Below are 25,063 nucleotides of genomic sequence, written 5' to 3'. Positions count from 1 at the left end.
CCGCTAAGGAGGCCCCCCGGCGCCGCGAGGTGTCGCGAGACTTCGGGATCGATCATGGCGGAACACGGGCAGGGCCTTCTGGCGGGCAAGCGGGGCATCGTCCTCGGGGTCGCCAACAACCGCTCGATCGCCTGGGGCATCGCCCGCAGCGCCCGCGCCCACGGGGCGGAGCTGGCCTTCACCTATCAGGGCGACGCCCTGCGCAAACGGGTCGAGCCGCTCGCCAAGGAACTCGACGCCCACGTCATCGGCCATTGCGACGTGACCGAGGCCGCCACGATCGACGCCGTGTTCGCCGAGGCCGCCCGGGTCTTCCCCGAGGGCATCGACTTCGTGGTCCACTGCGTCGCCTTCTCCGACAAGGACGAGCTGACCGGGCGCTACATCGAGACGTCGGAGGACAATTTCACCAAGTCGCTCCTGGTCTCCTGCTACTCGTTCACCGCGGTGGCCCAGCGCGCCGAGAAGATCATGCGGCCCGGCGGCTCGCTCGTGACGCTGACCTATTACGGCGCCGAGAAATGGATGCCGCATTACAACGTCATGGGCGTGGCCAAGGCGGCGCTCGAGGCCTCCGTGCGCTACCTCGCGGCCGATCTCGGCCCGAAGAACATCCGCGTCAACGCGATCTCGGCCGGCCCGATCAAGACGCTGGCGGCGTCGGGCATCGGCGACTTCCGCTACATACTCAAATGGAACGAGTACAATTCGCCCCTGCGCCGGACGGTGACGATCGGCGAGGTCGGCGAGACGGCGGCCTATCTCGTCTCCGACATGGCGGCCGGCATGACCGGCGAGATCCTGCACGTGGATGCCGGCTACCACGTCGTCGGCATGAAGAACCCCGAGGCGCCGGACCTGAGCCTCGACAAGGATTAGGTCCGCCGGCGGGCCGGACCCGGTCGGCGTCCCCCGCCACGAACGGGCCCGCGCGAATTCCTCGATCGGGTCCTACCGTCGCGCGTGACCAGGATCCGCGCCGCCGTCGAAGCCGCTGCGGGAGGAGGGTTGGTCCTGCCGGTACCGTCGCCGCCCCTGAACACCGACGGCGCGTCGACCGGGGCGCCGATCCGCCGGAGCGCGCGGTAGCCCGAGACCTCGCGCACCACCCGCGTGCCGCGCCGCCCGACTCAATCGGGGACCTTGAGCTCGGCGATTCCCTTGACCGCCTCGGGGAATTGGGGGTCCATCGCGGCGAGCGTATCCGCCACCGTCTTGGCGATCACGTAGTTCCGGAACCATTTGTGATCGGCCGGCACCACCAGCCAGGGTGCATCCGGTGTCGAGCATCGGGACAGCGCGTCCGCGAAGGCCTGCTGGTAGGCGTCCCAGGATTTCCGCTCCACGAGGTCGGCGGGGTCGAACTTCCAGTGTTTCTCCGGATCGGCGATCCGGGCCTCGAGCCGCTTCTTCTGCTCCGCCTTCGAGATGTGCAGGAAGAACTTCAGGACGGTCGTGCCGGACTCGGTGAGCAGCCGCTCGAAGTCGTTGATCCGCCCGTAGCGGCTCTGCCAGACCGCCTCCGGCACGAGGCCCTTCACCCGCACCACGAGCACGTCCTCGTAGTGGCTGCGGTTGAACACCCCGATCATGCCGCGGCCCGGCGTGCGCGCGTGATAGCGCCACAGGAAGTCGTGATCCATCTCCTCGCTCGACGGGACCTTGAACGACGCCACCGCGCAGCCCTGGGGGTTCACGCCCTTGAGCACGGCCCGGATCGTCCCGTCCTTGCCGCCGGTATCGATCGCCTGGAACACCAGGAGCAGGCTGCGGCTGCGCTCGGCATAGAGCCGCTCCTGCAGCGCGACGATGCGCGCGCGCTCCGTGTCGAGCGCCTCCTTCGCCCAGGCCTTGTCGAGCCCGCCATCGGCGTCGGCCTCGACCGAAGCGAGGTCGAAACGCGCGCCCGGCTCGACCGCGACGACGCCCGGCGCCGCCACGATCGGGGTCGCCCGGTGCCCCCGCAAGGCGGCCGGTTCCGACTCCGCCAGCGTGTCGACGGCGCTCGCCCACCGGGCGGTGGACGGCCGGTCCGATCCCGCCGTCGCGTTCAGGTCATCCCCATCTGTCACGCCGCGTCCGTGCTTCTGGCCGCGATGATGCTTGCCGTGCTTCTTCGACATAGGGCAGGACCTGTTCCCGGACGTTGCCGACCGTCGGCGGAAACGGCCGTGCATCCGGGCCGTTCCAGACGCCTTCGCAGGACGGGGTTCGATACGGTTGGCTACGATCTACTTCATCCGCCACGGTCAGACCGACTGGAACGCGGAAGGCCGCCTCCAGGGCGGCCGTGATACCGATCTGAACGCCCTGGGCGAGACGCAGGCGGCCGCCGCGGCCGAGCGGCTCGCCGTGCTGGCGGGCCCCGGGCTCGCCGGGGCGGATTTCGTGGCGAGCCCCCTCAAGCGGACGCGGCGCACGATGGAGATCCTGCGGGCGGCCCTCGGCCTGTCCCCCGAGGACTACCGCACCGATCCGCGCCTGCGCGAGATCGGCTTCGGCGCCTGGGAGGGCTCGACCTGGTCGGAGATCCGGCGCCGGGACCCGGCCGGGGCGGCGGGGCGCGAGCGCGACCGGTGGCGCCACCGGCCGCCCGGCCTCGGCGGCGAGAGCTACGCCACGCTGGTGGAGCGCGTCGGCCCGGCGCTGGCCGGCCTGGAACGCGACACGGTCGTGGTCGCCCATGGCGGGGTGGCGCGGGCGGCCCTGGTGGCGCTGGGCCATCTCGATCCCTACGCGGCGCCGCGCCTCGGCATTCGCCAGGGCGAAGTCCTGGTCCTGGAGCCCGAAGGCTGGCGCTGGGCGTGATCCGCCGGGCGGGGGCGCAAATCGGCCTCGATAACGGCATGATCGGCGGGCTATAGGGCGACGGCCACGGTCAGTGCCGGCCCGAGCGGGCGGCCAGCGGAGCAGCGGATGAGCGACGTCGCCGAGAAGACCCGGTCCGGTCCGGCCGGGGAGCGCGAGCGGTCCGGCGACGGGGCGGCCGTCCTGCGCGGCGCGCACCGCCCGGACCTGATCCGCGACGAGGTGCTGGCCGAGGTCTTCCTGCATTCCGCGCGAACCCGGGCCGACCATCCCTGCCTGATCGACGGCGCGCGCGTGGAGGCCGGGGGTGTCCACCCGCGCCTGACCTACGCCGCGGTCGCCGACCGCGCCGGCCGGATCGCCGCTGGCCTCGCCCATCGCGGCATCGGCCCCGGGGACGTGGTCGGTCTCTGGATGGCCCGCGGACCGGACCTCCTCGTGGCGCAGATCGGCATCACCCTGTCGGGCGCCGCGTGGCTCCCCTTCGACGCCGAGGCCCCGGCCGACCGGGTGGGCGTCTGCCTGACGGATGCCGCTGCCAAGGCGCTGCTGGTCTCGCCGGCGCTCAAGCAATCCGCGCCGGCGGCGGCGCCGGCCCTGACCCCTGCCGACCTGGACGCCGCGACCCCGGCCGATGCGACCGTCCCCGACGCCCGCGCCGCCGGGCTGACCGGCGCGCACCCCGCCTACCTGATCTACACCTCGGGCTCGACCGGCGTGCCCAAGGGCATCGTCATCAGCCACGCCAACATCTGCCATTTCCTGCGCTCGGGAAACGCCCTCTACGGGATGCGTCCGGACGACGTCGTCTTCCAGGGCGCCTCGGTGGCCTTCGACCTCTCGATGGAGGAGATCTGGGTCCCTTACCTCGTGGGCGCGACCCTGTTCGTGGCGAGCCCGGCCATGATGGGCGACGTGGAATCGCTGCCCGGCATCCTGGAGGCGGAGCGGATCACGGTGCTCGACACCGTGCCGACCCTGCTGGCGATGATCTCCGGCGACCTGCCGACGGTGCGCTTGGTCCTGCTCGGCGGCGAGGCCCTGCCGGAGCCCCTGGTCGCCCGCTGGGCCACGGGCACGCGCCAGCTGTTCAATACCTACGGGCCGACCGAGGCCACGGTGGTGGCGACCGCCGCCGAGATGCGCCCGGGCGAGCCGGTCACCATCGGCGGCCCGATCCCGAATTACTCCGTCTACGTCGCCGGCGAGGATCTGACCCTGCTGGGTCGCGACCAGCAGGGTGAACTACTGATTGGCGGCCCCGGCGTGGCCCGCGGCTATCTCGCCCGGCCGGAGCTGACGGCGGAGAAATTCATCGCCAACCCCTTCGGGTCGGACGGGACCGACCCGGTGCTCTACCGCTCGGGCGATGCGGTCTCCCTCGACGCTGCGGGCCGGATCGTGTTCCACGGCCGCATCGACGATCAGGTGAAGATCCGCGGCTTCCGGGTGGAGCTCGGCGAGATCGAGGCCCGGATCCGGGCGATCCCCGAGATCAACCAAGCCGCCGTGGTGCTGCGGCAGGATGACGGCGTCGACCGCCTCGTCGCCTTTCTGATCCCGGAGCGCGGCCGCGCGATCGAAACCGCGGCGCTGCGGAAGACCCTCGCCGGGCAGATGCCGCCCTACATGGTGCCGGGCCATTTCGAAGTGACCGAGACGCTTCCGCGGCTCACCTCCGGCAAGGTCGACCGGAAGTCTCTGAAGGTCGCTCCGCTCACCGTAGTCTCGGCCGACGGCGAGCAGGAGCCCCCCGCCAACGAGACGGAGGCTGCCCTCGTCGCCGCCGCCAAGCAGATCTTCGGCAATCAGCCGATCGCCCTCGAAGGCGACTTCTTCTCCGATCTCGGCGGTCATTCCCTGCTCGCCGCCCGCTTCGTCTCGGCGGTGCGCGAGAGCCCGGCGCTGGTCGGCATCACCCTGCCGGACGTCTACGCCCTGCGCACGATGCGGGCGATGGCCGACGCGCTGATCGCCCGCACGGGTGGCATGGGCGCGGCGGCCGCGACCCGCGACCTGAGCTTCGAGCCGCCACCGCTGCTGCGCCGGGCGCTGTGCGGGCTCGCGCAGCTCGCCGCGCTGCCCCTCGTGATCGCGCTCGCGACCGCGCAGTGGCTCGGCATGTTCGTGACGTACCTGCTGCTCACCGGCGGCGGGCTGAGCTTCTTCGCCGAGCTCGGGGTGCTGCTCCTCGTCTACATCGCGATCAACGGCGTGACGGCGGTCGCGGCGGTGGCCGGCAAGTGGCTGATCCTCGGCCGGACCAAGCCTGGTCGCTACCCGCTCTGGGGGACGTACTATTACCGCTGGTGGCTCGCGCAGCGGCTCGCGCCCCTCGTCCATGTGAAGTGGCTCCAGGGCTCGCCGGCCATCGCCATCTACCTGCGCCTGATGGGCGCCAAGGTCGGCCGCGACACCCTGATCTCCGACATCGAAGTCGGTGCCGCCGACCTCCTGACCATCGGCGACGGCGCTTCGCTGGGCGGCCGCCTCGTCGTCGCCAACGCCGAGATCGTCGGCAACGAGCTGGTCATCGGCACGGCGGAGATCGGCGCCGACGCGGCGATCGGTACCTCCTGCGTGATCAGCCACGACACCGTGATCGGGCCGCAGGCCGAGATCGGGGACCTCACCACGATCCCGGCCGGCTCGCGGGTCGGTGCGGCGGAGCGGTGGGACGGCTCCCCCGGCCGCAAGGTCGGGATGGCCGATCCGGCGGATCTGCCCGCCCCCGCCGAGGCGTCGTTCGGACGCCGGGCCGCCTTCATGGCCGCCTACATCGTCCTCCTCGGCGCGATCCCGGCGGTGGGCCTTCTGCCGATCTTCCCGGCCTTCTTCATCTTCGACCAGATCTCGGACTCGCTCTCCGACATCACCGACGTCGACTACCACTGGTACCTGCCGATCCTCACGTGGCCGACCGCCATGCTGATGACCGCCGGCACGGTGCTGCTCATCGCCGGCATCCGCTGGATCGTGCTGCCGCGAACGCGCTCGGGCACCTACTCGGTCCACTCGCTGTTCTACCTGCGCAAGTGGTCGCTGGCGCTCGCCGTCGAGGTGACGCTGGAGACGCTCTCGTCGCTCTTCGCCACGGTCTACATGCGGGCGTGGTACCGGCTGATGGGCGCCAATATGGGCCACGGTGCCGAGATCTCCACCAACCTCGCCGGCCGCTACGACCTCGCCGAGGTCGGCGCGAAGAACTTCGTGGCCGACGAGGTGGTGTACGGCGAGGAGGAGATCCGACGCGGCTGGATGCACCTGGAGCCGACCCGCACCGGCGCCCGGGTCTTCGTCGGCAACGACGCCGTCGTGCCGCCCGGCGCGGTGATTCCCGACGACGTGCTGATCGGCATCAAGTCGAAGCCCCCGGCGAACGCGGCCATGAGCCCCGGCGAGACTTGGTTCGGCTCGCCGCCGATCCGGCTCCCGGCCCGGCAGAAGGTCGATCTCGGCTCGACGGCGCAGACCTACGAGCCCGGGATGTGGCCGAAAATCCGGCGCGGCGTGTTCGAGGCCTTCGCGACTTCGTTCTCGCCGATGCTCTACATCACCCTCGCGATCACCGTGATCGATTGGTACTTCTATCCCGCCATCCTGGAGAAGGACTGGACCGGGCTGGCGGTCAGCTTCGTCGTGGCGAGCGTCGCCATCGCGCTGATCCAGTCCAGCGCGGTCATCGCGATGAAGTGGCTGCTGATGGGCGTCTACAAGCCCGGGATGCAGCCGATGTGGTCGTGGTGGGCCATGCGCACCGAGGCGATCGCGGTGGCCTACTGGGGCCTCGCCGGCAAGGTGCTGCTGGAGCACCTTCAGGGCACGCCGTTCCTACCCTGGGTACTGCGCCTGTTCGGCGTGAAGGTCGGTCGGGGGGTGTGCATGCTCACCACCGACATCACCGAATTCGACTGCGTCACCATCGGCGACTACGCCACGATCAACCGGGTCTCGGCGCTGCAGACGCACCTGTACGAGGACCGGATCATGAAGATCGGCCGCGTGGTCGTGGGCAAGGGCGTGTCGGTGGGCGCCTTCTCGACGGTGCTCTACGACACCAAAGTCGGCGACTACGCGCGGCTGAGGCCTCTGACCATCGTGATGAAGGGCGAGTCGATCCCCGCCAATACGGAGTGGGAGGGTGCGCCCGCGGTCCCGGTGATCCACGCGGCCTAGGCCCGCTGCCATCCCGGGGGCGGTCCACGGGCTTGGCGGCCTCGCCCGCGGATCCCCGCGGCAACCGTGCCACGGAGCGGTCAAGGGCCTCGGTTCCGGTCCCTCATGCGCGCGCCCGCGGCGCCCGCGACTGTTGGTGTGTGTCGATCGCAGGGGCTTTGACGACGGGCCCTCCACCCGTGGCGATGTGCGGACCCGCCCGTCCGTTCGAGGGGCGGACGCGCGCGGAATCCCGCGAGGGCACCGGCGCGGCCCGGAGCGTCCCTGGTCGGACCCTTGGTATTAAATCCTTATGGTGTAGGGATCACTCTTCGCCGGAACGCCCCTGGCCCTGCGCGGCAGGTCGGCACCCGGTGGGATCACCCCGGACTGGAGATCGATGGACGGTCGTGCAGCTTGATCCCGCCACCCTGCTGATCGTCAGTTCCGCGACGACCCTGCTGGTCGGCACGCTGTTCCTGGCCACTTGGCGGCAGGCCCCCGGATCCCGCGCGCTCGCCGTGTGGGGAGCGGCACACCTCGTCGGGTCGGTCGGCTCGACCGGGCTGGCCCTGCGCGGCCAGATCCCGGATCTTTTCTCGATCGGCTTGGCCAACGCCGTGGTGCTGGCCGCCTACGGCCTGATCTGGAGCGGCGTGCGCTCGTTCGAGGGCCGGAGCACCCGCCTGGCCGTGGCGATGGCGGGCGCGGGCCTCTGGTGCATCCTCTGCTGCGTGCCGGCCTTCTACGAGTCCATCAGCCTGCGCGTCCTGTACGCCTCGGCCGTGGCGACGGCCTATTGCGGCGCGGCCGCCGCGGAGATCTGGCGCGGCCGGGCCGAACGCCTCGCCTCCCGGATCAGCGCCGGCGCGGTCTTGGCGCTGCACGGCGCCTTCTACTTCGTCCGGATCCCCACGACCCTGCTGGCGCCGCCCATGCTCGGCCCGAACCCGCTGACTTCGCCCTGGGTGGCGATCCTGTGCTTCGTCACCATGCTGTTCTCCATCGCCTCCGCGTTCACCTTCATGGCTCTGGTCAAGGAGCGGGCAGAGCGCGAGCAGCGCATCGCCGCCTCGACCGACGCGCTCACGGGCGTGCGCAACCGCCGGGCCTTCGCGGAGGCGGCCTTCGGCGCATTGGCCGAACAGCGGGACGGCGCGCTGCTGCTGATCGACCTCGACCGATTCAAGGCGGTCAACGACCATCACGGTCACGCCGTGGGCGACGCCGTGCTGGTCGGGTTCTGCGCCATGGCGGCCTCCCTTCTGCCGCGGGAGGCGCTGCTGGGGCGCTTGGGCGGTGAGGAATTCGCCTGCCTGCTGCCCGACGTCTCGCCGGCCGAGGCCCTCGCCCGCGCCGAGGAGCTGCGCCGGACCTTCGCGGAGCTGTTCGTGCCGGAACTCCCCGACCTGCGCGTCAGCGTCAGCATCGGGATCGCGCAGATCCGCCGCGGGACCGGGTACGAGGCGCTGATGCGGCAGGCCGACGCCGCGCTCTACGCGGCCAAGAATGGCGGGCGCGACCGGGTCGCGGTCGCCAATCCGGCCGCCGCGCGGGCGGCCTGATCGGACGTCCCGGGACGATCGGCCCGCCGCCGTCAGGCGAGGGCGCGGGCCGCCTCGGAGACCTTGCGCACCGAGGCGTCCACCAGCCCCGCCGAGGCCGCGATCTCGGCGATCGCCGCGCGGGCCGATTCCACGCTGTGGGCGGCGGACTGCATGTTCTCGGTCATGTCGCGGGTCACCGCCGCCTGCTCGGTCACCGCGGACGACACGCTGAGCGAGATCTCGCTGAGCTGCTCGATGGTGGCGCCGATGCCGTCGATGGCCGCCACGGCCCGGGCGGTCTCCGTCTGCACGGCGGCGATCTGGGTTCCGATCTCGCCGGTCGCCCGGGCGGTCTGCTCGGCGAGGGCCTTCACCTCGGCGGCCACCACCGCGAACCCCTTGCCGGCCGCGCCCGCGCGGGCGGCCTCGATGGTCGCGTTGAGCGCCAGCAGGTTGGTCTGGTCGGCGATGGAGCGGATCAGGTTCACGGCGGCGCCGATCCGGTCCGCCGCACCGGTCAGGCCTACGATGATCGCCCCCGCCTCCTCGGCGCGGGTGACCACCTTGTCGACGGACGACTTCGCCAGGAGGGCGTGCCGGCTCAACTCCTCGATGGAGGCGGCGAACTCCTCCGATCCGGCGGCGACCGCCTGGACGTTCCGGGTGGTCTGGTTGGCGGCTTTCGCGGTCCCGTTGGCCTGCTGGACGACGCGGCTCATCGAGTCGCGGATCGCGGCGATATCCGCGTCGATGGCGCGCTGGCCCTCGGCGCGCCGCTGACGCTCCTCGACCTGCTGCGTCACGTCGGTGGCGAACTTGACGACCGCGCAGGGCTTGCCGGCTTTGTCGAAGATCGGGTTGTAGGCGCCGAAGATCCAGACGGTGCGCCCGCCCTTGCCGATCCGGCGGAACTCGCCGCCCTGGTGCCGCCCCGCGCCGAGGGCGGCCCAGAACGCCGTGTACCCGGCGCTCGCCGCTTCATCCGCCGGCAGGAACATCCGGTGGTGCTGCCCGCGCACCTCGTCGAGGGTGTAGCCCATGGTCGACAGGAAGTTGGCGTTGGCGTCCGTGATGAGGCCCTCCAGCGTGAAGCTGATCACCGCCTGCGAGCGGTCGAGGGCCGCGATCTGGCCGGCAGCCTGCGTCTCGCGAGCCGACAGCTCGGTGACATCGGTGCCGAGCATCACGATCTTGGTCACCGCTCCGCGACGATCACGGACGGGATTGTACGAGCCGCTGATCCGGATGGTCCGGCCGGACTTCGTCAGGCGCGCGAACTCGCCGGTCTCCGGTCGACCGGTGCGCAGTCGCTCCCAGAACGCGACGTGGTCCGGGCTCGCGCGCTCCGCCTCCGGCACGAGAAGGCCGTGCTGACGCCCGCGCGCTTCGGCGCCCGCGTAGCCGAACAGGTCCAGGAAGATGGCGTTCGCATCCAGGATCGTGCCGTCGAGCGTGAACTCGGCCCGCGCCGTCGTCTGGTCGATCGCCGTGATCAGAGCGTCCGCACGTGAACCAAACATCGCCATCGGATCCGGTACTTCACAAGAATACGGCGAAGTACTTGCCCGAGGATCGTTCAAGAACTTCCGCGCCGGGATTGACTAGAAGCCCGTTCACGGAATCGTGCCCGCCGGTGAACACGCGTTTAAGTTGTATCAAAACCTTCGCCGGGAGATGCTTTCCGACGGGCCGGGATGGGGCGGGGGATGTGGCCGGTGATCCGGCGACGGGCATCGAGGGCCGGACGCGTCGGGGCTCTCCGGGACCGCAGCGGCGCACCTGTATATCGCGGGATGTCCCGGTTGCGCTAAGAGCCGGCGCGGGGACACCGAACCGCGTGTGGCGGGTCTGACGGGAGAGCGGTGATGGACGAACCGAGCCGGATCGACCGCCTGGAGATGCGTCTCACCGAGCAGGAGGCCACGATCGAGGATCTGAACCGGACCGTGACCGCGCAGTGGCAGCTGATCGACCGCCTCACGCGGCAGGTCGACGGGCTCCGGGAGCAGGTGGAGGAGGCGGCGGTCCGCGCCGCGCCGCGCGGAGCGGAGCCGCCGCCTCCCCACTACTGACGCGCCGCGCGGCTCGTCAGAAGTTCGCCTGCGTGACGAACTTGGTCACCAGGTAGGCGTCGAGCGCCTCCGGGCCGCCCTCGCTGCCGTAGCCCGAATCCTTCACGCCGCCGAACGGCGTCTCCGGCAGGGCCAAGCCGTGGTGGTTGATGGAGATCATGCCGCTCTCGACCCCGTTGGACACCCGGGCCGCGCGCTCGGCCGAGCGGGTGTAGGCGTAGGCCGCCAGGCCGTAGGGCAGCCGGTTGGCCTCGGCCAGCGCCTCGTCGTCGTCCGAGAAGCGGTTGATCAAGGCCACGGGCCCGAAGGGCTCCTCGTTCATGATTCGGGCGGTGAGCGGCACCTCGGTGAAGACGGTCGGCTCGAAGAAATTGCCCTGGTTGCCGATGCGCTGGCCGCCGGTGCGCAGGCCGGCCCCGCTCGTTTCCGCGTCGGCGCTCAGCGCCGTGATGTCGTCGAGGCGGCGGCCGTGGATCAGGGGACCCATCTTGGTGTCGGGATCCAATCCGTCGCCGACCTTCAGGGCCTTGGCGAAGCTCGTGAAGCCCTCGACGAAGCGGTCGAACACCGTATCGTGCACCAGGAAGCGGGTCGGCGAGACGCAGACCTGTCCGGCATTGCGGAACTTCGACGGGGCGAGGACCGCGATGGCCTTCTCGACGTCCGCGTCGCCGAACACGATCGCCGGCGCGTGGCCGCCGAGTTCCATGGTCGCGCGCTTCATGTGCTCGCCCGCCAGCGCGGCGAGCTTCTTGCCGACCACGGTCGAGCCGGTGAACGAGATCTTCCGGATGACCGGGTGCGGGATCAGGTAGGCCGAGATGGTCGCCGGATCGCCGTAGACGAGCGAGAGCGCATCGCCCGGGATGCCGGCATCCAGGAAGGCGCGGACCAGGGCCGCGCAACTGGCCGGCGTGTCCTCGGGGCCTTTCAGGATCACCGTGCAGCCGGTGCAGAGGGCCGCCGAGATCTTGCGGACCGCTTGGTTGATCGGGAAGTTCCAGGGCGTGAAGCAGGCCACCGGACCCACCGGCTCGCGGATCACCGCCTGCAGGACGCCGTCGGCGCGCCCCGGGATGACGCGGCCGTAGGCGCGCTTACCTTCCTCCGCGAACCAGTCGATGATGTCGGCCGCCGCCAGGGTCTCCATCCGCGCTTCGGCAAGCGGCTTGCCCTGCTCCTGGGTCATGGTGCGGGCGATGTCGTCGGCCCGGGCGCGCAGCAGGTCGGCGGCCTTGCGCATCACCTTGGCGCGTTCGAACGGCGCCACCTTCCGCCACGCCGGGAACGCACGGGCGGCGGCCTCCAGGGCCTCGTCGAGATCGGCCTGTGTGGCGACGGCGCATTGTCCGATCGTCTCGCCCGTAGCCGGGTTCAGGACCCCCAGGGTCTCCCGGTCGGCGCCCGCGCGCCAGCGCCCGGCGATGTGAAGCTCGGTATCCGGATACATCGGTCGATTCCCGCCCGGCCGCACGATCGGCCGTGGGCGGAATGTGGACATACGGCGCGACCCGGCAATGCCTCCCGCGGCATGGCTGGTCCCGTTTGTATTCAGGCTGCTGCGCGGCTCGTGGTTCCAGGCACCTGCACGACCGTCGCCGCGCCGTGGCGGGCGCGGAGCGTGCCGCCCTTCGGGACGACCTGCCATCCCTCGCGGCATCCGTCGATCGGCTCCGAGACCACCACGATGCCGCCGGGACCCTCGCGGTAGTACAGGCTCGGGGGCCGGCCGTCGCAGGCCCAGCGATAGGCGGTGAGCGTCTCGCCGTCGGTCAGGAGCGCGGTGAAGCGCAGCGGCTCGCAGACATTGGCGGCCGCCATCAGCTCGCGGATGGAGCCCAGCGTCCGCGCCATCGCGCCAACCGGATCGGTCTCGAGCCCGTTGGCCAGCGCTAGCAGGAAGATCGCCTCGGAATCGGTGCTGCCGCGGCGGTGATCGTAATAGGCGTCCGGGATCATGGCCTCGAGCCGGCGCTTGATCCGATGGTAGCCGCCGATCTGGCCATTATGCATGAACAGATGGCGGCCGTGGACGAACGGATGGCAGTTCGCCCGGGCGGTCGCGGTGCCGGTCGAGGCGCGCACATGGGCGAAGAACGTCCGCGCCCGGACCTGCCCGCACAGGTTCACCAAGTTCTCGTCCGACCACGCCGGCGAGATATCCCGATAGACCCCCGGTTCCGGCCGCTCGGCGTACCAGCCGATGCCGAACCCGTCGCCGTTGGTTTCGGTCTTCCCTTCGTCGGCGTGCAGCGACTGATGCACCAGCGAGTGGGTCGGCGCGCAGACGAGGTCGGAGAGGAAGACCGGCTCACCGCTGTAGGCGAGGAAACGGCACATGGGGGAGGTCGATCCTTCAGCTCTGGTCCGCGTTGAATCCGCCGAGAACGCCCCACCGGGATGGGTCCGCGCCGCCCAGCAGGTTAACAGTCGGTCCACTTCGGTGAACAGTTTCTTAACCGCCCGTGCGTTGCGCCAATTTCGGGCGTTGTGCACGAAAGTGATGACCCTTGGCCGCAGGGCAGGCATACGCCCGCCGAATCGCCACGACTCTTGTGAGCCGGCTCCTGACAGGCCAGCATGGCCGAATCGGGGAATCAGAAGCCTGCTCATGAGGCCGTGACCCGTCGAGGGGTAAATCACCGAGATCAGGAGACCTTTCATGGATCGCGCACAGCCCGATAGTTCCAGCCCCGTGGCTCTCGTCGTCGAGGACGACGCGGCGGTGCGCGATCTCGCCACCGCGGTGCTGGAAGAGACGGATCTCGGCGTGATCGCTTGCGAGAGCGCGGAGGCGGCCCTGTCGGTGCTGGAGCGCGCCGACGTCACCGTGGCCCTGCTCTTCGCCGACGTGCGCCTGCCGGGCGCGATGGACGGTATCTCCCTCGCTCAGGCGGTGGGCCGCCGCTGGCCGGACGTGCGCGTGGTCATCACCTCCGGGGCGAGCCGCGACGCGCGCCTGCCCGATCAGGCGGTGTACATGCAGAAGCCGTGGCGCGCCCTCGACGTGCTGGTTCAGGCCGAACGCGCGACGATCGCCGCCAAAGCTGCCTGAACCGGGGCGGCCTGAAGCAAGGCTGCCTGAGCCTGGGCGGCCTTTCCGAACGGTCTGCGTGAGCGCAGCGGCGCGACCTGGAGCCTCACGACCTCCCCGGGCGTGGGGCGACGGGCTTGTTTCGCTTCGCTCGCGAGACCGGCGGCCTGGCCGAGCGGGCGGATGGCCGGCAGGACCCGCCCGGCACCCGGCCATAGAAAAAGCCCGGCCGCTGACGCGGGCCGGGCTCTTTCGAAGCCGCTCCGTGGTCGCTCAGGCGACGGGAGCCGGCGTGACCGGGACCTGACCCGAGGCGTTGCCGCCCTGCGGCTGCGCCGCCGTCGGGGACGGGAAGCCGGGGCGACGGCCGCCGGCGGGGAAACGGGGCTTCGGCTTCGGCGCGGCGATCAGGCCCTCGCGGATCGCGGTCTTGCGGGCCTGCTTGCGGGCGCGGCGGACGGCCTCGGCCTTTTCGCGAGCTTTGCGCACGGACGGCTTCTCATAAGCCTTGCGCTGCTTCATCTCGCGGAAGATGCCCTCGCGCTGCATCTTCTTCTTGAGGACGCGGAGCGCTTGATCGACGTTGTTGTCGCGAACGAGTACCTGCAACGGACTTGATCCTCTGGACCTGGATTTGGGGCTCGCGCAGCCCGCCGCCGATCTGGAAACCGGCAACGTCCCTCGCCCGGGATGAACCCGGGAGGGACGGGAACGTCGGTTTCCGAATCGGCGTGGAGCCCACGCATTGGCGGGCCTATTACACCAAGCGCGCACCAGTTCCAACCTGCTTGCGCGATCCATCTTCGCCGGTGTCGTGCTAGGTTGCGCGGATGAGACACGACGACTCGCAGCAATTCGCCAGCGACAACTACTCCGGCATCTGCCCGGAGGCCTGGTCGGCCATGGAGGCGGCCAATCGCGGCCATGCCCCGGCCTACGGCGAGGACGGGTGGACGCAGCGCGCCGCCGACGCGTTCCGGGCCCTCTTCGAGACCGAGTGCGAAGTGTTCTTCGCGTTCAACGGCACCGCCGCCAACGCCCTGGCGTTGGCCGCCCTCTGCCAGTCCTATCACAGCGTGATCTGCGCCGATTCGGCCCATGTCGAGACCGACGAGTGCGGCGCACCGGAATTCTTCTCCAACGGCTCGAAGCTGCTGACCGTCCGGACCGAGGGCGGCAAGCTCACGCCGGACGCGATCCGCGGCCTCGCTCAGAACCGGAGCGACATCCACTTCCCGCGGCCGCGGGTTGTAACGATCACGCAGCCCACCGAGACGGGTCAGGTCTACAGCCTCGCCGAGCTGCGGGCGCTGTCGGCGACCTGCCGGGACCTCGGTCTTGCGCTCCACATGGACGGCTCGCGCTTCGCCAATGCCTGCGCGAGCCTCGGCTGCAGCCCGGGCGACATGACGTGGCGGGCGGGCATCGACGTCCTGTGCTTCGGCGGTACCAAGAACGGGATGCATGCCGGCGAGGCGGTGGTGTTCTTCGATCCGAAGCTCGCCGAGGATTTCGGCTACCGCTGCAAGCAGGCGGGCCAACTGGCCTCGAAGATGCGCTTCCTCGCGGCCCCCTGGGTCGGCATGCTGGAGAGCGGCGCATGGCTGAGGAACGCCACGCACGGGAACGCCTGCGCCCGGCGCTTCGCCGAGGCCGTCGCCGGGCTGCCAGGGGTGCGGGCACTGTTTCCCGTGGAGGCCAACGCGGTCTTCCTGACGCTGCCGCCCGCCACCATGGACGGCCTGCGCGCCCGGGGATGGCGGTTCTACACCTTCATCGGCGGTGGCGCGCGCTTCATGTTCGCCTGGGACGCGAAGCCCGGGCGCGTGGACGAGCTGGTCCGCGACCTCGGTGCGCTCTCCGCCGCGGCGGCGTGAGCACGGGGCCGGACCGGTCGATCCGAGCCGCGCTCCGATCCCCGCGCGGCCGATGCGATCCGGCCTTGCCCGAGGGGATGCGAACTGACTTACAAGGTCGAGTATGGGGACGAGGCCCGGGCGGTAAGTCGGCCACGCCGCCCGGGCCACGGGGCACACGATGAACGACACTGTCCTGGTCCTGAACGGGCCGAACCTGAACCTGCTCGGCAAGCGACAGCCCGAGATCTACGGCCGCGAGACGCTGGCCGACGTCGAGGCTCTTTGCCGCGACACGGCCGCCGGCTTCGGGCTGCAGGTCGATTTTCGGCAAAGCAATGCGGAGCACGTGCTGATCGACGCGATCCACGATTTCCGTGTCGGATCCGCCGGGATCGTCATCAACGCGGGGGCCTACACCCACACCTCGGTGGCGATCCTCGACGCGCTGAACACCTGCGCGGTGCCGGTGATCGAGTGCCACATCTCGAACGTCCACCGGCGCGAGGCCTTCCGCCATCACTCCTATATCTCGCTCGCCGCGACGGCCGTGCTCGCCGGGTTCGGGACGCACGGCTACGCGCTCGCAATCCGGCACCTCGCGCATCTCCGGGCCGGCGCTTGAGGCGCGGATAGCGTCCCGCGCAGACTTGACGCGTGCGGAGCCAGGGCGGAGGAGGGCGGCCAGACCTCAGTCTCACGCGCTCTCAGCCCCCGGCCGGGTCCGTCGCCGATGGAGAGCGCCCTCAGCGGGAGCGCGCACGCCGCATGACCAGCCCCTTCCTGCCCCTCGACCGGACGGTGATCGCCCGCGAGGCGGCCAAGATGTTCCTCGAGATCGGCGCGGTCCTCTTCTACAAGGACGAGCCGTTCAAGTTCACGTCGGGCTGGGCGAGCCCGGTCTACACGGACAGCCGGAAGATCATCTCGTTCCCGCGCCTGCGCTCGACCCTCATGGACTTCGCCACCGCCACGATCGTGCGCGAGATCGGCTACGAGAAGCTCACCCACATCGCGGGCGGCGAGACCGCCGGCATCCCCTTCGCGGCCTGGATCGCCGACCGGATGATGCTGCCGATGCAGTACATCCGGAAGAAGCCCAAGGGCTTCGGCCGCAACGCCCAGATCGAGGGCGAGATCGTCGAGGGCGCCCGGACGCTGCTGGTCGAGGACCTCGCCACCGACGGGCGCAGCAAGGTGAATTTCTGCAACGCCCTGCGCGAGTCCGGCGCCCAGGTCGATCACTGCTTCGTGCTGTTCTACTACGACATCTTCCCGGGCAGCGCCGCGCTGATGGAGGAGATCGGCATCAAGCTCCACTATCTCACCACGTGGTGGGACGTGCTGGCGGTGGCCAAGGAGATGGGCACCTTCGACCCGAAGACGCTCGACGAGGTCGAGCGCTTCCTCAACGCCCCGGCCGAATGGTCGGCGGCCCATGGCGGCATCTCCGCCTTCGGTCAGGCCTGAGGAGTTTTCGCGATGGGCGTCGCCGACCTGTTCCCCGCCGAGCGCCAGGAGGCGAAGCCGGTCGAGCGGATCACCATCCGCCGGCCGGACGACTGGCACATCCACCTGCGCGACGGCGCGATGCTCAAAGCGGTGCTGCCCTACACGGCGGCGCAGTTCGCCCGGGGCATCATCATGCCGAACCTCGTGCCGCCGGTGACCACGGTCGCGGCCGCGCGGGCCTACCGAGAGCGCATTCTGGCGGCTCTGCCCGCCGGGATGGACTTCAAGCCGCTGATGACCTGCTACCTGCGGGACGACACGGATCCGGCCGAGATCGAGCGCGGCTTCAAGGACAAGGTCTGGGTCGCCGCCAAGCTCTACCCGGCGGGCGCGACCACGAACTCGCATGCCGGCGTCACCGACCTCCTCGGGATCGCCCCCGTGCTGGAGCGCATGGAGCGGATCGGCATGCCGCTTCTGATCCACGGCGAGGCGACCGACCCGGAGATCGACATCTTCGACCGCGAGGCCGCCTTCATGGAGGGCAGCCTGATCCCGCTGCTCGGCCGCCACCAGGGGCTGAAGGTCACCGTGGAGCACGCCACCACGGCGGAGATCCTCGACGTGGTCCGGGAGCACCGGAGCCGGTGCGCGGCCACGATCACGCCGCACCACCTCGTGATCAACCGGACCCACATCTTCCAGGGGGGCCTGCGCCCGCACCTCTACTGCCTGCCGGTGGCCAAGCGCGAGCGGCACCGGCTCGCGCTGCGCAAGGCTGCGACCTCGGGCGAGGCCTGCTTCTACCTCGGCACGGACACCGCTCCGCATGTCCGCGGCGCCAAGGAGGCGTCCTGCGGCTGCGCCGGCGTGTTCTGCGGGCCCTCCGCGCTCCAGACCTACGTGCAGGTCTTCGACGAGGAGGGGGCACTGGACCGGTTCGAGGCCTTCGCGTCGCTCAACGGCGCCCGTTTCCACGGGCTGGAGCCCAATGCCGGGACCGTGACCCTGGAGCGGCGGCCGGGCCGGGTCGCAGAGGCGGTCGCGGTGGACGACACGGCGGTGGTGGTGTTCCGCGGTGAGGAGACGCTGCCCTGGTCGGTGGCGTGACGGCCTCAGTGGCGGCCGGACGTCATCGCGAGCGCAGCGAAGCGACCCAGGGCAGCGCGACAACGGTGATCGTCGCGCGACACTGGATCGCTTCGCTGCGCTCGCAAACACCGACAGCGGCATTCCATCCTTTCAGCTAAAGGCGTCTTTGCCTGGATCCAACCTCCGGCTACCGATCTCCGTCGATCCGGAGGTAGTTTTCGATGCAGGACGCGCGACAGGACGGCATCACGGGGCTCGGCGCCGTGGACCTCGCCGCCGCCATCCGCGGCCGGGTGGTCTCCTGCGGGGAGGTGATGCGCGCCTATCTGGAGCGGATCCACCGGATCAACCCGCAGGTGAATGCCCTCGTGGGCCTCGCGGATGATGCCGCGCTCCTGCGGGAGGCCGAGGCCGCCGACGCCGCCCTGGCGCGCGGCGATGCCGTCGGCCCGCTGCACGGTTTCCCGCTGGCCGTGAAGGATCTCGACCCCGTCCGCGGCCTGCGGTTTACCCAAGGATCCCCGATCTTCGCCGACCGGATCGCCGAGACCGACTCGATCATGGTGGCCCGGCTGCGCGCCGCTGGGGCGATCTTCATCGGCAAGACCAACATCCCCGAGTTCGGCCTGGGCTCGCACAGCTTCAACCCGGTCTACGGCGCCACCGGCAACGCCTACGATCCGGAAAAGACCGGGGGCGGATCGAGCGGCGGCGCCGCCGTGGCGGTGGCTCTGCGGATGCAGCCGGTCGCCGACGGCAGCGACCATGCCGGGTCGCTGCGCAACCCGCCGGCCTTCAACAATTGCTACGGCCTGCGCCCGAGCTGGGGCCGGATCCCGGCCGAGGCCAAGGACGTGTTCAGCCCCGGCCTCGGGGTGCTCGGCGCCATCGGCCGGACGCCCGCCGATATCGGCCTGATGCTCTCGGTGCTGGCAGGCTACGATCCGCGCTGCCCGAACGCCATCCGGCAGGATCCATCCGCCTTCGCGAACTCGCTCGCCCGCGATTTCCGCGGCACGCGGATCGCGTGGCTCGGCGATTGCGGCGGGCAGATCCCGTTCGATCCCGGCGTGCTCGACCTCGGGCGTTCCGCGCTCTCAACCTTCGTCGACATCGGCTGCATCGTCGAGGAGGCGATACCCCGCTACGACATGGAGCAGCTCTGGCAGGACTGGCTGGTGCTGCGGGCCTTCACGGTCGCGGCGTCGCTCCGCCCGTTCCACGACGAGCCCCGTCAGCGGGCACTGCTGAAGCCGGAGGCCGTCTGGGAGGTGGAGCGGGGGCTGGCGCTCGGCGCCGACCGGATCATCGCGGCCCTGGAGGGGCGCACGCGCTGGTACGAGACCCTGCGCCGCTTCATGGACGCCTACGATTTCGTCGTCATGCCGAGCGCCCAGGTCTTCCCGTTCGACAAGACCCTGCGCTGGCCCGGGACGGTGGGCGGGCAGGCGATGGACACCTATCACCGCTGGATGCAGATCACGATTCCGGCGACGATGTCGGGCCTGCCGGCCCTCGACGTCCCGGCCGGCTTCGGAGCGGGCGGCCTGCCCACCGGCATCCAGATCGTCGGCCCCAATCATGGCGAGCTCGCCTGCCTGCAACTTGGCGCGGCCTACGACGCGGCGAGCAACTGGGTCCGGCGCTTCCCGCCGTCGCTGCAGTGAGGGGCATTGACCGGCTCGACACAGGGAAACAGCACGAACAGCCGCGCGGACGCGTTGACCGGCACCACGCGCTCCGCTATGAGGCCCGACACTTCACGCGCGACCGGTGTCGATCCACGTCGGATCGACTGGCCGCCGCGAGGCGAGTACGGATATCCGATGACCACGATCCTTATTGTAGCGGTAGCGTCACCGACGGGGCGGCCCTGAGCTAGGGTCGCGATCCGAGCGGTGGCGCATGCAGGGTCCCTCGGGGCCCTTTTTTGTTGCCCGCTCCAGGGCGGCATGGGATCGGCCGGACGGGATATCGAGGCGGACGGCACGTTCGGGCGAGGCGGGAACCGCCCCGCATGACGAGGGTGCGGTGAGAGAGGACGGGGCAGGGCGGCGGTCGGTGACCGCCGTGGCTCCGGAGAGCGCGAGGAGACGAGCATGAGCGGCGAGGTCATGACCGGGGCCGAGATGGTCATCCGGGCCTTCCAGGATCAGGGTGTCGATACGCTGTTCGGGTACCCGGGCGGCGCCGTACTGCCGATCTACGACGCGCTCTTCCACCAGAACGCCGTCAAGCACATTCTCGTCCGCCACGAGCAGGGCGCCGTCCACGCGGCCGAGGGCTATGCCCGCTCCTCCGGCAAGGTCGGCTGCGTCCTCGTTACCTCGGGTCCCGGGGCCACCAACATCGTCACCGGGCTCACCGACGCGATGCTGGATTCGATCCCGCTGGTCTGCATCACCGGCCAGGTCCCGACGCACCTGATCGGCACCGACGCGTTCCAGGAATGCGACACGGTCGGCATCACGCGCCACTGCACGAAGCACAATTACCTGGTCAAATCGATCGACGACCTGCCGCGCATCCTGCACGAGGCGTTCTACGTCGCGGCCAATGGCCGGCCCGGCCCGGTCGTCGTCGACCTGCCCAAGGACATCCAGTTCGCCTCCGGGCTCTACGAGCGCCCCGAGATCGCGAGCCACAAGACCTACCGCCCGGCGGTGAAGGGCGATGCCGACCGGATCCGCGCGGCCGTCGAACTGATGGCGACCGCGCGCCGGCCGGTCTTCTACACGGGCGGCGGCGTGATCAATTCGGGCCCGGAGGCCTCGCGCCTCCTGCGCGAACTCGTCCGCGAGACCGGATTCCCGGTCACCTCGACCCTGATGGGGCTCGGCGCCTATCCGGGTACGGACGAGAAGTTCCTGGGCATGCTTGGCATGCACGGGACCTACGAGGCCAATCTCGCGATGCACGAGTGCGACGTGATGATCTGCGTCGGCGCCCGGTTCGACGACCGAATCACCGGCCGGCTCGACGCGTTCTCGCCCTTCTCCAAGAAGATCCACATCGACGTCGACGCGTCCTCGATCAACAAGGTCGTCAAGGTCGATGTCGGGATCGTTGGCGATTGCGCCTCGGTGCTGGCCGACATGCTGGCGGCGTGGCGCGCCCTGCCGTCGCGGCCCGACAGGTCCAACCTCGATCCGTGGTTCCAGAAGATCGGGACCTGGAAGGCGCGCGACTGCCTCGCCTACTGGCCGTCGGGCACGATCATCAAGCCGCAATACGCCGTCCAGCGCCTCTACGAGGCCTGCAAGAATCGCGAGACCTACATCACGACCGAGGTTGGCCAGCACCAGATGTGGGCGGCCCAGTACTTCAAGTACGACGAGCCGAACCGCTGGATGACCTCCGGCGGCCTCGGCACGATGGGCTACGGCCTGCCGGCGGCCATCGGCACCCAGCTCGCGCATCCGGACGGGCTCGTCATCGACATCGCGGGCGAGGCCTCGATCCTGATGAACATGCAGGAGATGTCGACGGCGGTTCAGTACCGGCTGCCCGTCAAGGTGTTCATCCTGAACAACGAGTACATGGGCATGGTCCGGCAGTGGCAGGAACTGCTGCACGGCTCGCGCTACTCGCAGAGCTACTCGGAGAGCCTGCCGGACTTCGTGAAGCTCGCGGAGGCCTACGGCGCCAAGGGCATGCGCTGCGAGAAGCCGGGCGACCTCGACGGCGCCATCGCGGAGATGCTCGCCCATGACGGCCCGGTGATCTTCGACTGCATCGTCGACAAGACCGAGAATTGCTTCCCGATGATCCCGTCGGGCAAGGCGCACAACGAGATGCTCCTGTCCGATTACCTCGGCGAGACCGGCGTCGAACTCGGCGACGTGATCTCCGAGGAAGGCAAGATGCTGGTGTGAGGGAGGGCGGCCCGGCGTACCGCCGGGCCGCGATCCGCCGCTGCGGCGGCAATGGGTCGAACGACGAGGACGAGGCCGGCGATGAATGCGATGAACACCCACTACCCCGATGCCGTCCGCGTCGAGCCGGTGAACCGGCACACGCTGGCGGTGATCGTCGACAACGAGCCCGGCGTGCTCGCCCGCATCTCGGGGCTGTTCTCCGGCCGCGGCTACAACATCGAGAGCCTGACCGTCTCCGAGACCGAGGAGGCGCGCCACATCTCGCGCATCACCATCGTCACCACGGGCACCAACGCCGTGATCGAGCAGATCAAGGCGCAGCTCGACCGGCTGGTGCCGGTCCACCGGGTGGTGGATTTGACGCTTCAGGGCAACGCCCTCGAGCGTGAGATCTGCCTCGTGAAGGTGAAGGGCGAGGGCGAGCACCGCAGCGAGGCCCTGCGGCTCGCCGCCGCCTTCGGCGCCAAGACGCTGGACGCCACGCTCAACTCCTTCGTGTTCGAGCTGACCGGGGCCACCGAGGAGATCGACCGGTTCGTGCGCCTGATGAGCGTGATCGGGCTGGTGGAGATCTGCCGGACCGGCATCTCCGCGATGGGGCGCGGGGCGGAGCCGCTTTAGGATCTGGCCACTCGGCCGAACGGTGTTGCGGAGCGCCGATTGAATCGATGAGGCGAGCCGATCGAGGCCGCCTTGCTGCGGCGAACGCGCCGCGCCCGACTTCGTCGATCAAGGATCACTCATGACCGCCCGCACCCTCTACTACGCCCCCGGCGCCTGCTCGCTGGCCGCCCACATCGTCCTGGAGGAATCCGGGCTGTCATACGAGGGCATCAAGCTCGACCTCGCCGCCGGCGACCAGCGCCGGCCGGAATACCTCGCGATCAACGATCGCGGCCGCGTGCCGGCGCTGACCGAGGACGGCTGGGTGCTCACCGAATGCGCGGCGATCATGCGCCACGTGGCCCGTCAGGTGCCGGAGACGGCATTGTGGCCCACCGACCTGCGCGAGCAGGCCGCCGCGGACGAGTGGCTCGGCTGGCTCGCCTGCAACCACCACGTGACCTACGCCCATGTCCGCCGGCCCGAGCGCTACTCCGACGACGAGAGCGCCTTTCCGGGCATCAAGGCGAAGGCGGCCAACACCTACGCCGACCTCGCCACCATGACCGAGGTGCGCCTCTCGCACGGCGGCTGGGCGGTGGGCGACCGCTTCAGCGTCGTCGACGCCTACCTGACGGTGTTCTGGTTCTGGGCCAACGGTCCGGTGCTCCGGTTCGACATGGCCGGCCGCTTCCCGGCCTGGACCGCCCATGCCCGTCGCGTCGCCGAGCGGCCGGCCGTGCAGGCCGTCTTCGCCCGCGAGGGCCTGCCCCTGCCGCGCTGACACGGTCGGGGCGCGGCACCCCCCTTGCCGCCATCTGCGAATCGTCCTAGAGCGCGTACCGTACGGTACGGTACGCCATTCGAGATGATGCAGACCAGCGCCACAGCAGAGCGGGACGCGCCTTCGGTACGCCAGCAGGCGGTGCTGGATGCCGTGCTCGGCCTCATGGTCGAGGACGGCGAGCAGCTCACCATGGATGCCGTCGCGCGGCGGGCGAGCTGCTCGAAGGAGACGCTCTACAAGTGGTTCGGCGACCGGGACGGGCTGCTGACCGCGACGGTGCGCTGGCAGGCCTCGCGGGTCCATGCGGGCTCCGATGCCGCGCATGTGCTCGACGGCGCGACCCTGCGGGAGCGCCTGCAGGACTTCGCCGTGACGTGGCTGGAGGTCATCACCGGTCCGACCTCGGTGGCGCTGAACCGGATCGCCATCGCGCATGCGGGCTCGCGCAAGAGCAACCTCGGCGGCATCGTCCTGGCGAACGGGCGCTTCGCCATCGGTGAGCGCGTGAAGCCCGTGCTGGAGGCTGGGCGCGCCGCCGGCCTTCTCGCCTTCGCGGACAGCGAGGCCGCCTTCCGGACCTTCTTCGGCCTCGTCGGCCGGGATATCCAGATCCGACTTCTGCTCGGCGAGACCCTCGATTTCGATGGGGCCGAGATCCGGCGCGATGCGGGCCGCGCCGTCGAGCAGTTCCTGGCCCTCTACGGCCGGGCCACAACCGACCCGAACCACCACGTTTAAGAGGAGACAGACATGCGGGTATATTACGATCGCGACGCCGACCTGAACCTGATCAAGGGCAAGAAGGTCGTCATCGTCGGCTACGGCAGTCAGGGTCACGCCCACGCGCTCAACCTGCGCGATTCGGGCGTGAAGGACATCGTCATCGCCCTGCGCGAGGGCTCCGCCACCGCCAAGAAGGCGGAAGCCGAGGGCTTCAAGGTCCTGTCGGTCGCCGAGGCCGCCCGTCAGGCTGACGTGGTGATGATGCTCACCCCCGACGAGCTGCAGGGCGACATCTACCGTGAGTCCCTCGAAGGCAACATGAAGCAGGGCGCCGCGCTCCTGTTCGCCCACGGCCTCAACGTCCACTTCAACCTGATCGAGCCGCGCAAGGACCTCGACGTCCTGATGGTCGCTCCGAAGGGCCCCGGCCACACCGTGCGCTCCGAGTACCTCCGCGGCGGCGGCGTGCCGACCCTGATCGCCATCGCGCAGGACGCCTCCGGAAACGCCCACGACCTCGGCCTGTCCTACGCCTCGGCCAACGGTGGCGGCCGCGCCGGCATCATCGAGACGACCTTCAAGGAGGAGTGCGAGACCGACCTGTTCGGCGAGCAGGCCGTGCTGTGCGGCGGCCTCGTCGAGCTGATCAAGGCCGGCTTCGAGACCCTGGTCGAGGCGGGCTACGCCCCCGAGATGGCCTATTTCGAGTGCCTCCACGAGGTGAAGCTGATCGTCGACCTCATCTACGAGGGCGGCATCGCCAACATGAACTACTCGATCTCCAACACGGCCGAGTACGGCGAGTACGTCACCGGCCCGCGGATCGTGACGCCCGAGACCAAGGCCGAGATGAAGCGCGTGCTGAACGACATCCAGTCGGGCACCTTCACCCGCAACTGGATGCTGGAGAACAAGGTCAACCAGACCTCGTTCAAGGCGACCCGCGCCAAGCTCGCCGCCCACCCGATCGAGGAGGTCGGCGCCAAGCTCCGCGGCATGATGCCGTGGATCTCCGAGAAGGCGCTGGTCGACAAGACCCGCAACTGATCCGCACCC

Annotated in this window: 21 protein-coding genes; 16 read left to right on the top strand and 5 right to left on the bottom strand. The window is 70.0% G+C overall.

Features of this window, described 5'->3' with window-relative positions; genetic code table 11:
• Positions 1–54: 54 nt before the first annotated feature.
• Complete coding sequence (gene fabI / locus MKK82_RS21890) at positions 55–879, top strand: enoyl-ACP reductase FabI (RefSeq protein WP_238288695.1); 825 nt, start codon at positions 55–57, stop codon at positions 877–879.
• Positions 880–1,130: 251 nt separating this feature from the next.
• Here the strand turns inward: fabI and MKK82_RS21885 are convergent, their stop codons facing one another.
• Positions 1,131–2,123 carry a polyphosphate kinase 2 family protein gene (locus MKK82_RS21885; RefSeq protein WP_238288697.1) on the bottom strand — a complete coding sequence of 331 codons (993 nt, stop codon included), beginning with the start codon at positions 2,121–2,123 and terminating at the stop codon, positions 1,131–1,133.
• A gap of 97 nt (positions 2,124–2,220) precedes the next feature.
• Here MKK82_RS21885 and MKK82_RS21880 point away from each other — a divergent pair, with 97 nt between their 5' ends.
• From MKK82_RS21880 to MKK82_RS21870, 3 genes are all read left to right on the top strand, one after another.
• Entirely contained in the window at positions 2,221–2,808 is a 588-nt protein-coding gene (locus MKK82_RS21880) for a histidine phosphatase family protein (protein WP_238288700.1), read from the top strand.
• A 108-nt stretch (positions 2,809–2,916) separates the two neighbouring features.
• Positions 2,917–6,984 carry a Pls/PosA family non-ribosomal peptide synthetase gene (locus MKK82_RS21875; RefSeq protein WP_238288718.1) on the top strand — a complete coding sequence of 1,356 codons (4,068 nt, stop codon included), beginning with the start codon at positions 2,917–2,919 and terminating at the stop codon, positions 6,982–6,984.
• Positions 6,985–7,373: 389 nt separating this feature from the next.
• On the top strand, positions 7,374–8,528 hold the full coding sequence (locus MKK82_RS21870) for a sensor domain-containing diguanylate cyclase (RefSeq protein ID WP_238288719.1): 1,155 nt from the start codon (positions 7,374–7,376) through the stop codon (positions 8,526–8,528).
• 32 nt (positions 8,529–8,560) lie between these two features.
• Here the strand turns inward: MKK82_RS21870 and MKK82_RS21865 are convergent, their stop codons facing one another.
• Positions 8,561–10,036: a PAS domain S-box protein gene (locus MKK82_RS21865; RefSeq protein WP_238288721.1), complete on the bottom strand. Its 1,476-nt coding sequence runs from the start codon at positions 10,034–10,036 to the stop codon at positions 8,561–8,563.
• 339 nt (positions 10,037–10,375) lie between these two features.
• Between MKK82_RS21865 and MKK82_RS21860 the strand changes: the two genes are divergently transcribed.
• On the top strand, positions 10,376–10,582 hold the full coding sequence (locus tag MKK82_RS21860) for a SlyX family protein (RefSeq protein ID WP_238288723.1): 207 nt from the start codon (positions 10,376–10,378) through the stop codon (positions 10,580–10,582).
• A 16-nt stretch (positions 10,583–10,598) separates the two neighbouring features.
• Here MKK82_RS21860 and MKK82_RS21855 read toward each other — a convergent pair whose 3' ends face one another.
• Entirely contained in the window at positions 10,599–12,032 is a 1,434-nt protein-coding gene (locus MKK82_RS21855) for an NAD-dependent succinate-semialdehyde dehydrogenase (protein ID WP_238288725.1), read from the bottom strand.
• A 101-nt stretch (positions 12,033–12,133) separates the two neighbouring features.
• Positions 12,134–12,922: a class II glutamine amidotransferase gene (locus MKK82_RS21850; RefSeq protein ID WP_238288735.1), complete on the bottom strand. Its 789-nt coding sequence runs from the start codon at positions 12,920–12,922 to the stop codon at positions 12,134–12,136.
• A 322-nt stretch (positions 12,923–13,244) separates the two neighbouring features.
• Between MKK82_RS21850 and MKK82_RS21845 the strand changes: the two genes are divergently transcribed.
• A complete protein-coding gene (locus MKK82_RS21845) occupies positions 13,245–13,637 on the top strand; it encodes a response regulator (RefSeq protein WP_238288745.1) in 393 nt (130 codons plus the stop codon).
• Positions 13,638–13,889: 252 nt separating this feature from the next.
• Here MKK82_RS21845 and rpsU read toward each other — a convergent pair whose 3' ends face one another.
• Positions 13,890–14,225 carry a 30S ribosomal protein S21 gene (gene rpsU / locus MKK82_RS21840; protein ID WP_238288747.1) on the bottom strand — a complete coding sequence of 112 codons (336 nt, stop codon included), beginning with the start codon at positions 14,223–14,225 and terminating at the stop codon, positions 13,890–13,892.
• A 221-nt stretch (positions 14,226–14,446) separates the two neighbouring features.
• Between rpsU and MKK82_RS21835 the strand changes: the two genes are divergently transcribed.
• From MKK82_RS21835 to ilvC, 10 genes are all read left to right on the top strand, one after another.
• A complete protein-coding gene (locus MKK82_RS21835) occupies positions 14,447–15,493 on the top strand; it encodes a threonine aldolase family protein (RefSeq protein WP_238288749.1) in 1,047 nt (348 codons plus the stop codon).
• A gap of 160 nt (positions 15,494–15,653) precedes the next feature.
• Positions 15,654–16,097: a type II 3-dehydroquinate dehydratase gene (gene aroQ, locus MKK82_RS21830; protein ID WP_238288752.1), complete on the top strand. Its 444-nt coding sequence runs from the start codon at positions 15,654–15,656 to the stop codon at positions 16,095–16,097.
• Positions 16,098–16,240: 143 nt separating this feature from the next.
• Positions 16,241–16,942 carry an orotate phosphoribosyltransferase gene (locus MKK82_RS21825; RefSeq protein WP_238288754.1) on the top strand — a complete coding sequence of 234 codons (702 nt, stop codon included), beginning with the start codon at positions 16,241–16,243 and terminating at the stop codon, positions 16,940–16,942.
• A 12-nt stretch (positions 16,943–16,954) separates the two neighbouring features.
• Complete coding sequence (gene pyrC, locus MKK82_RS21820) at positions 16,955–18,034, top strand: dihydroorotase (protein WP_243986841.1); 1,080 nt, start codon at positions 16,955–16,957, stop codon at positions 18,032–18,034.
• Between the two features lie 203 nt (positions 18,035–18,237).
• The gene (locus tag MKK82_RS21815; protein WP_243986839.1) at positions 18,238–19,683 is read left to right on the top strand and encodes an amidase; all 1,446 of its coding nucleotides are present in this window, start codon (positions 18,238–18,240) and stop codon (positions 19,681–19,683) included.
• 432 nt (positions 19,684–20,115) lie between these two features.
• The gene (locus MKK82_RS21810; RefSeq protein WP_243986837.1) at positions 20,116–21,891 is read left to right on the top strand and encodes an acetolactate synthase 3 large subunit; all 1,776 of its coding nucleotides are present in this window, start codon (positions 20,116–20,118) and stop codon (positions 21,889–21,891) included.
• Between the two features lie 81 nt (positions 21,892–21,972).
• Entirely contained in the window at positions 21,973–22,515 is a 543-nt protein-coding gene (ilvN, locus tag MKK82_RS21805; RefSeq protein WP_043347129.1) for an acetolactate synthase small subunit, read from the top strand.
• Positions 22,516–22,636: 121 nt separating this feature from the next.
• On the top strand, positions 22,637–23,281 hold the full coding sequence (locus MKK82_RS21800; protein ID WP_243986835.1) for a glutathione S-transferase family protein: 645 nt from the start codon (positions 22,637–22,639) through the stop codon (positions 23,279–23,281).
• Between the two features lie 84 nt (positions 23,282–23,365).
• Positions 23,366–24,022 (top strand): TetR/AcrR family transcriptional regulator C-terminal domain-containing protein, encoded by a 657-nt coding sequence (locus MKK82_RS21795; protein WP_238288770.1) that lies wholly within the window; start codon positions 23,366–23,368, stop codon positions 24,020–24,022.
• 12 nt (positions 24,023–24,034) lie between these two features.
• Complete coding sequence (ilvC, locus tag MKK82_RS21790; protein WP_238288772.1) at positions 24,035–25,054, top strand: ketol-acid reductoisomerase; 1,020 nt, start codon at positions 24,035–24,037, stop codon at positions 25,052–25,054.
• Positions 25,055–25,063: the final 9 nt, after the last annotated feature.

Origin of the sequence: Methylobacterium sp. E-046, assembly GCF_022829625.1 — a bacterium.
Classification (GTDB): Bacteria; Pseudomonadota; Alphaproteobacteria; order Rhizobiales; family Beijerinckiaceae; genus Methylobacterium; species Methylobacterium longum.
The sequence above is the reverse complement of the archived record's forward strand: the minus strand, read 5'-3'. Positions and strand labels throughout refer to the sequence as shown.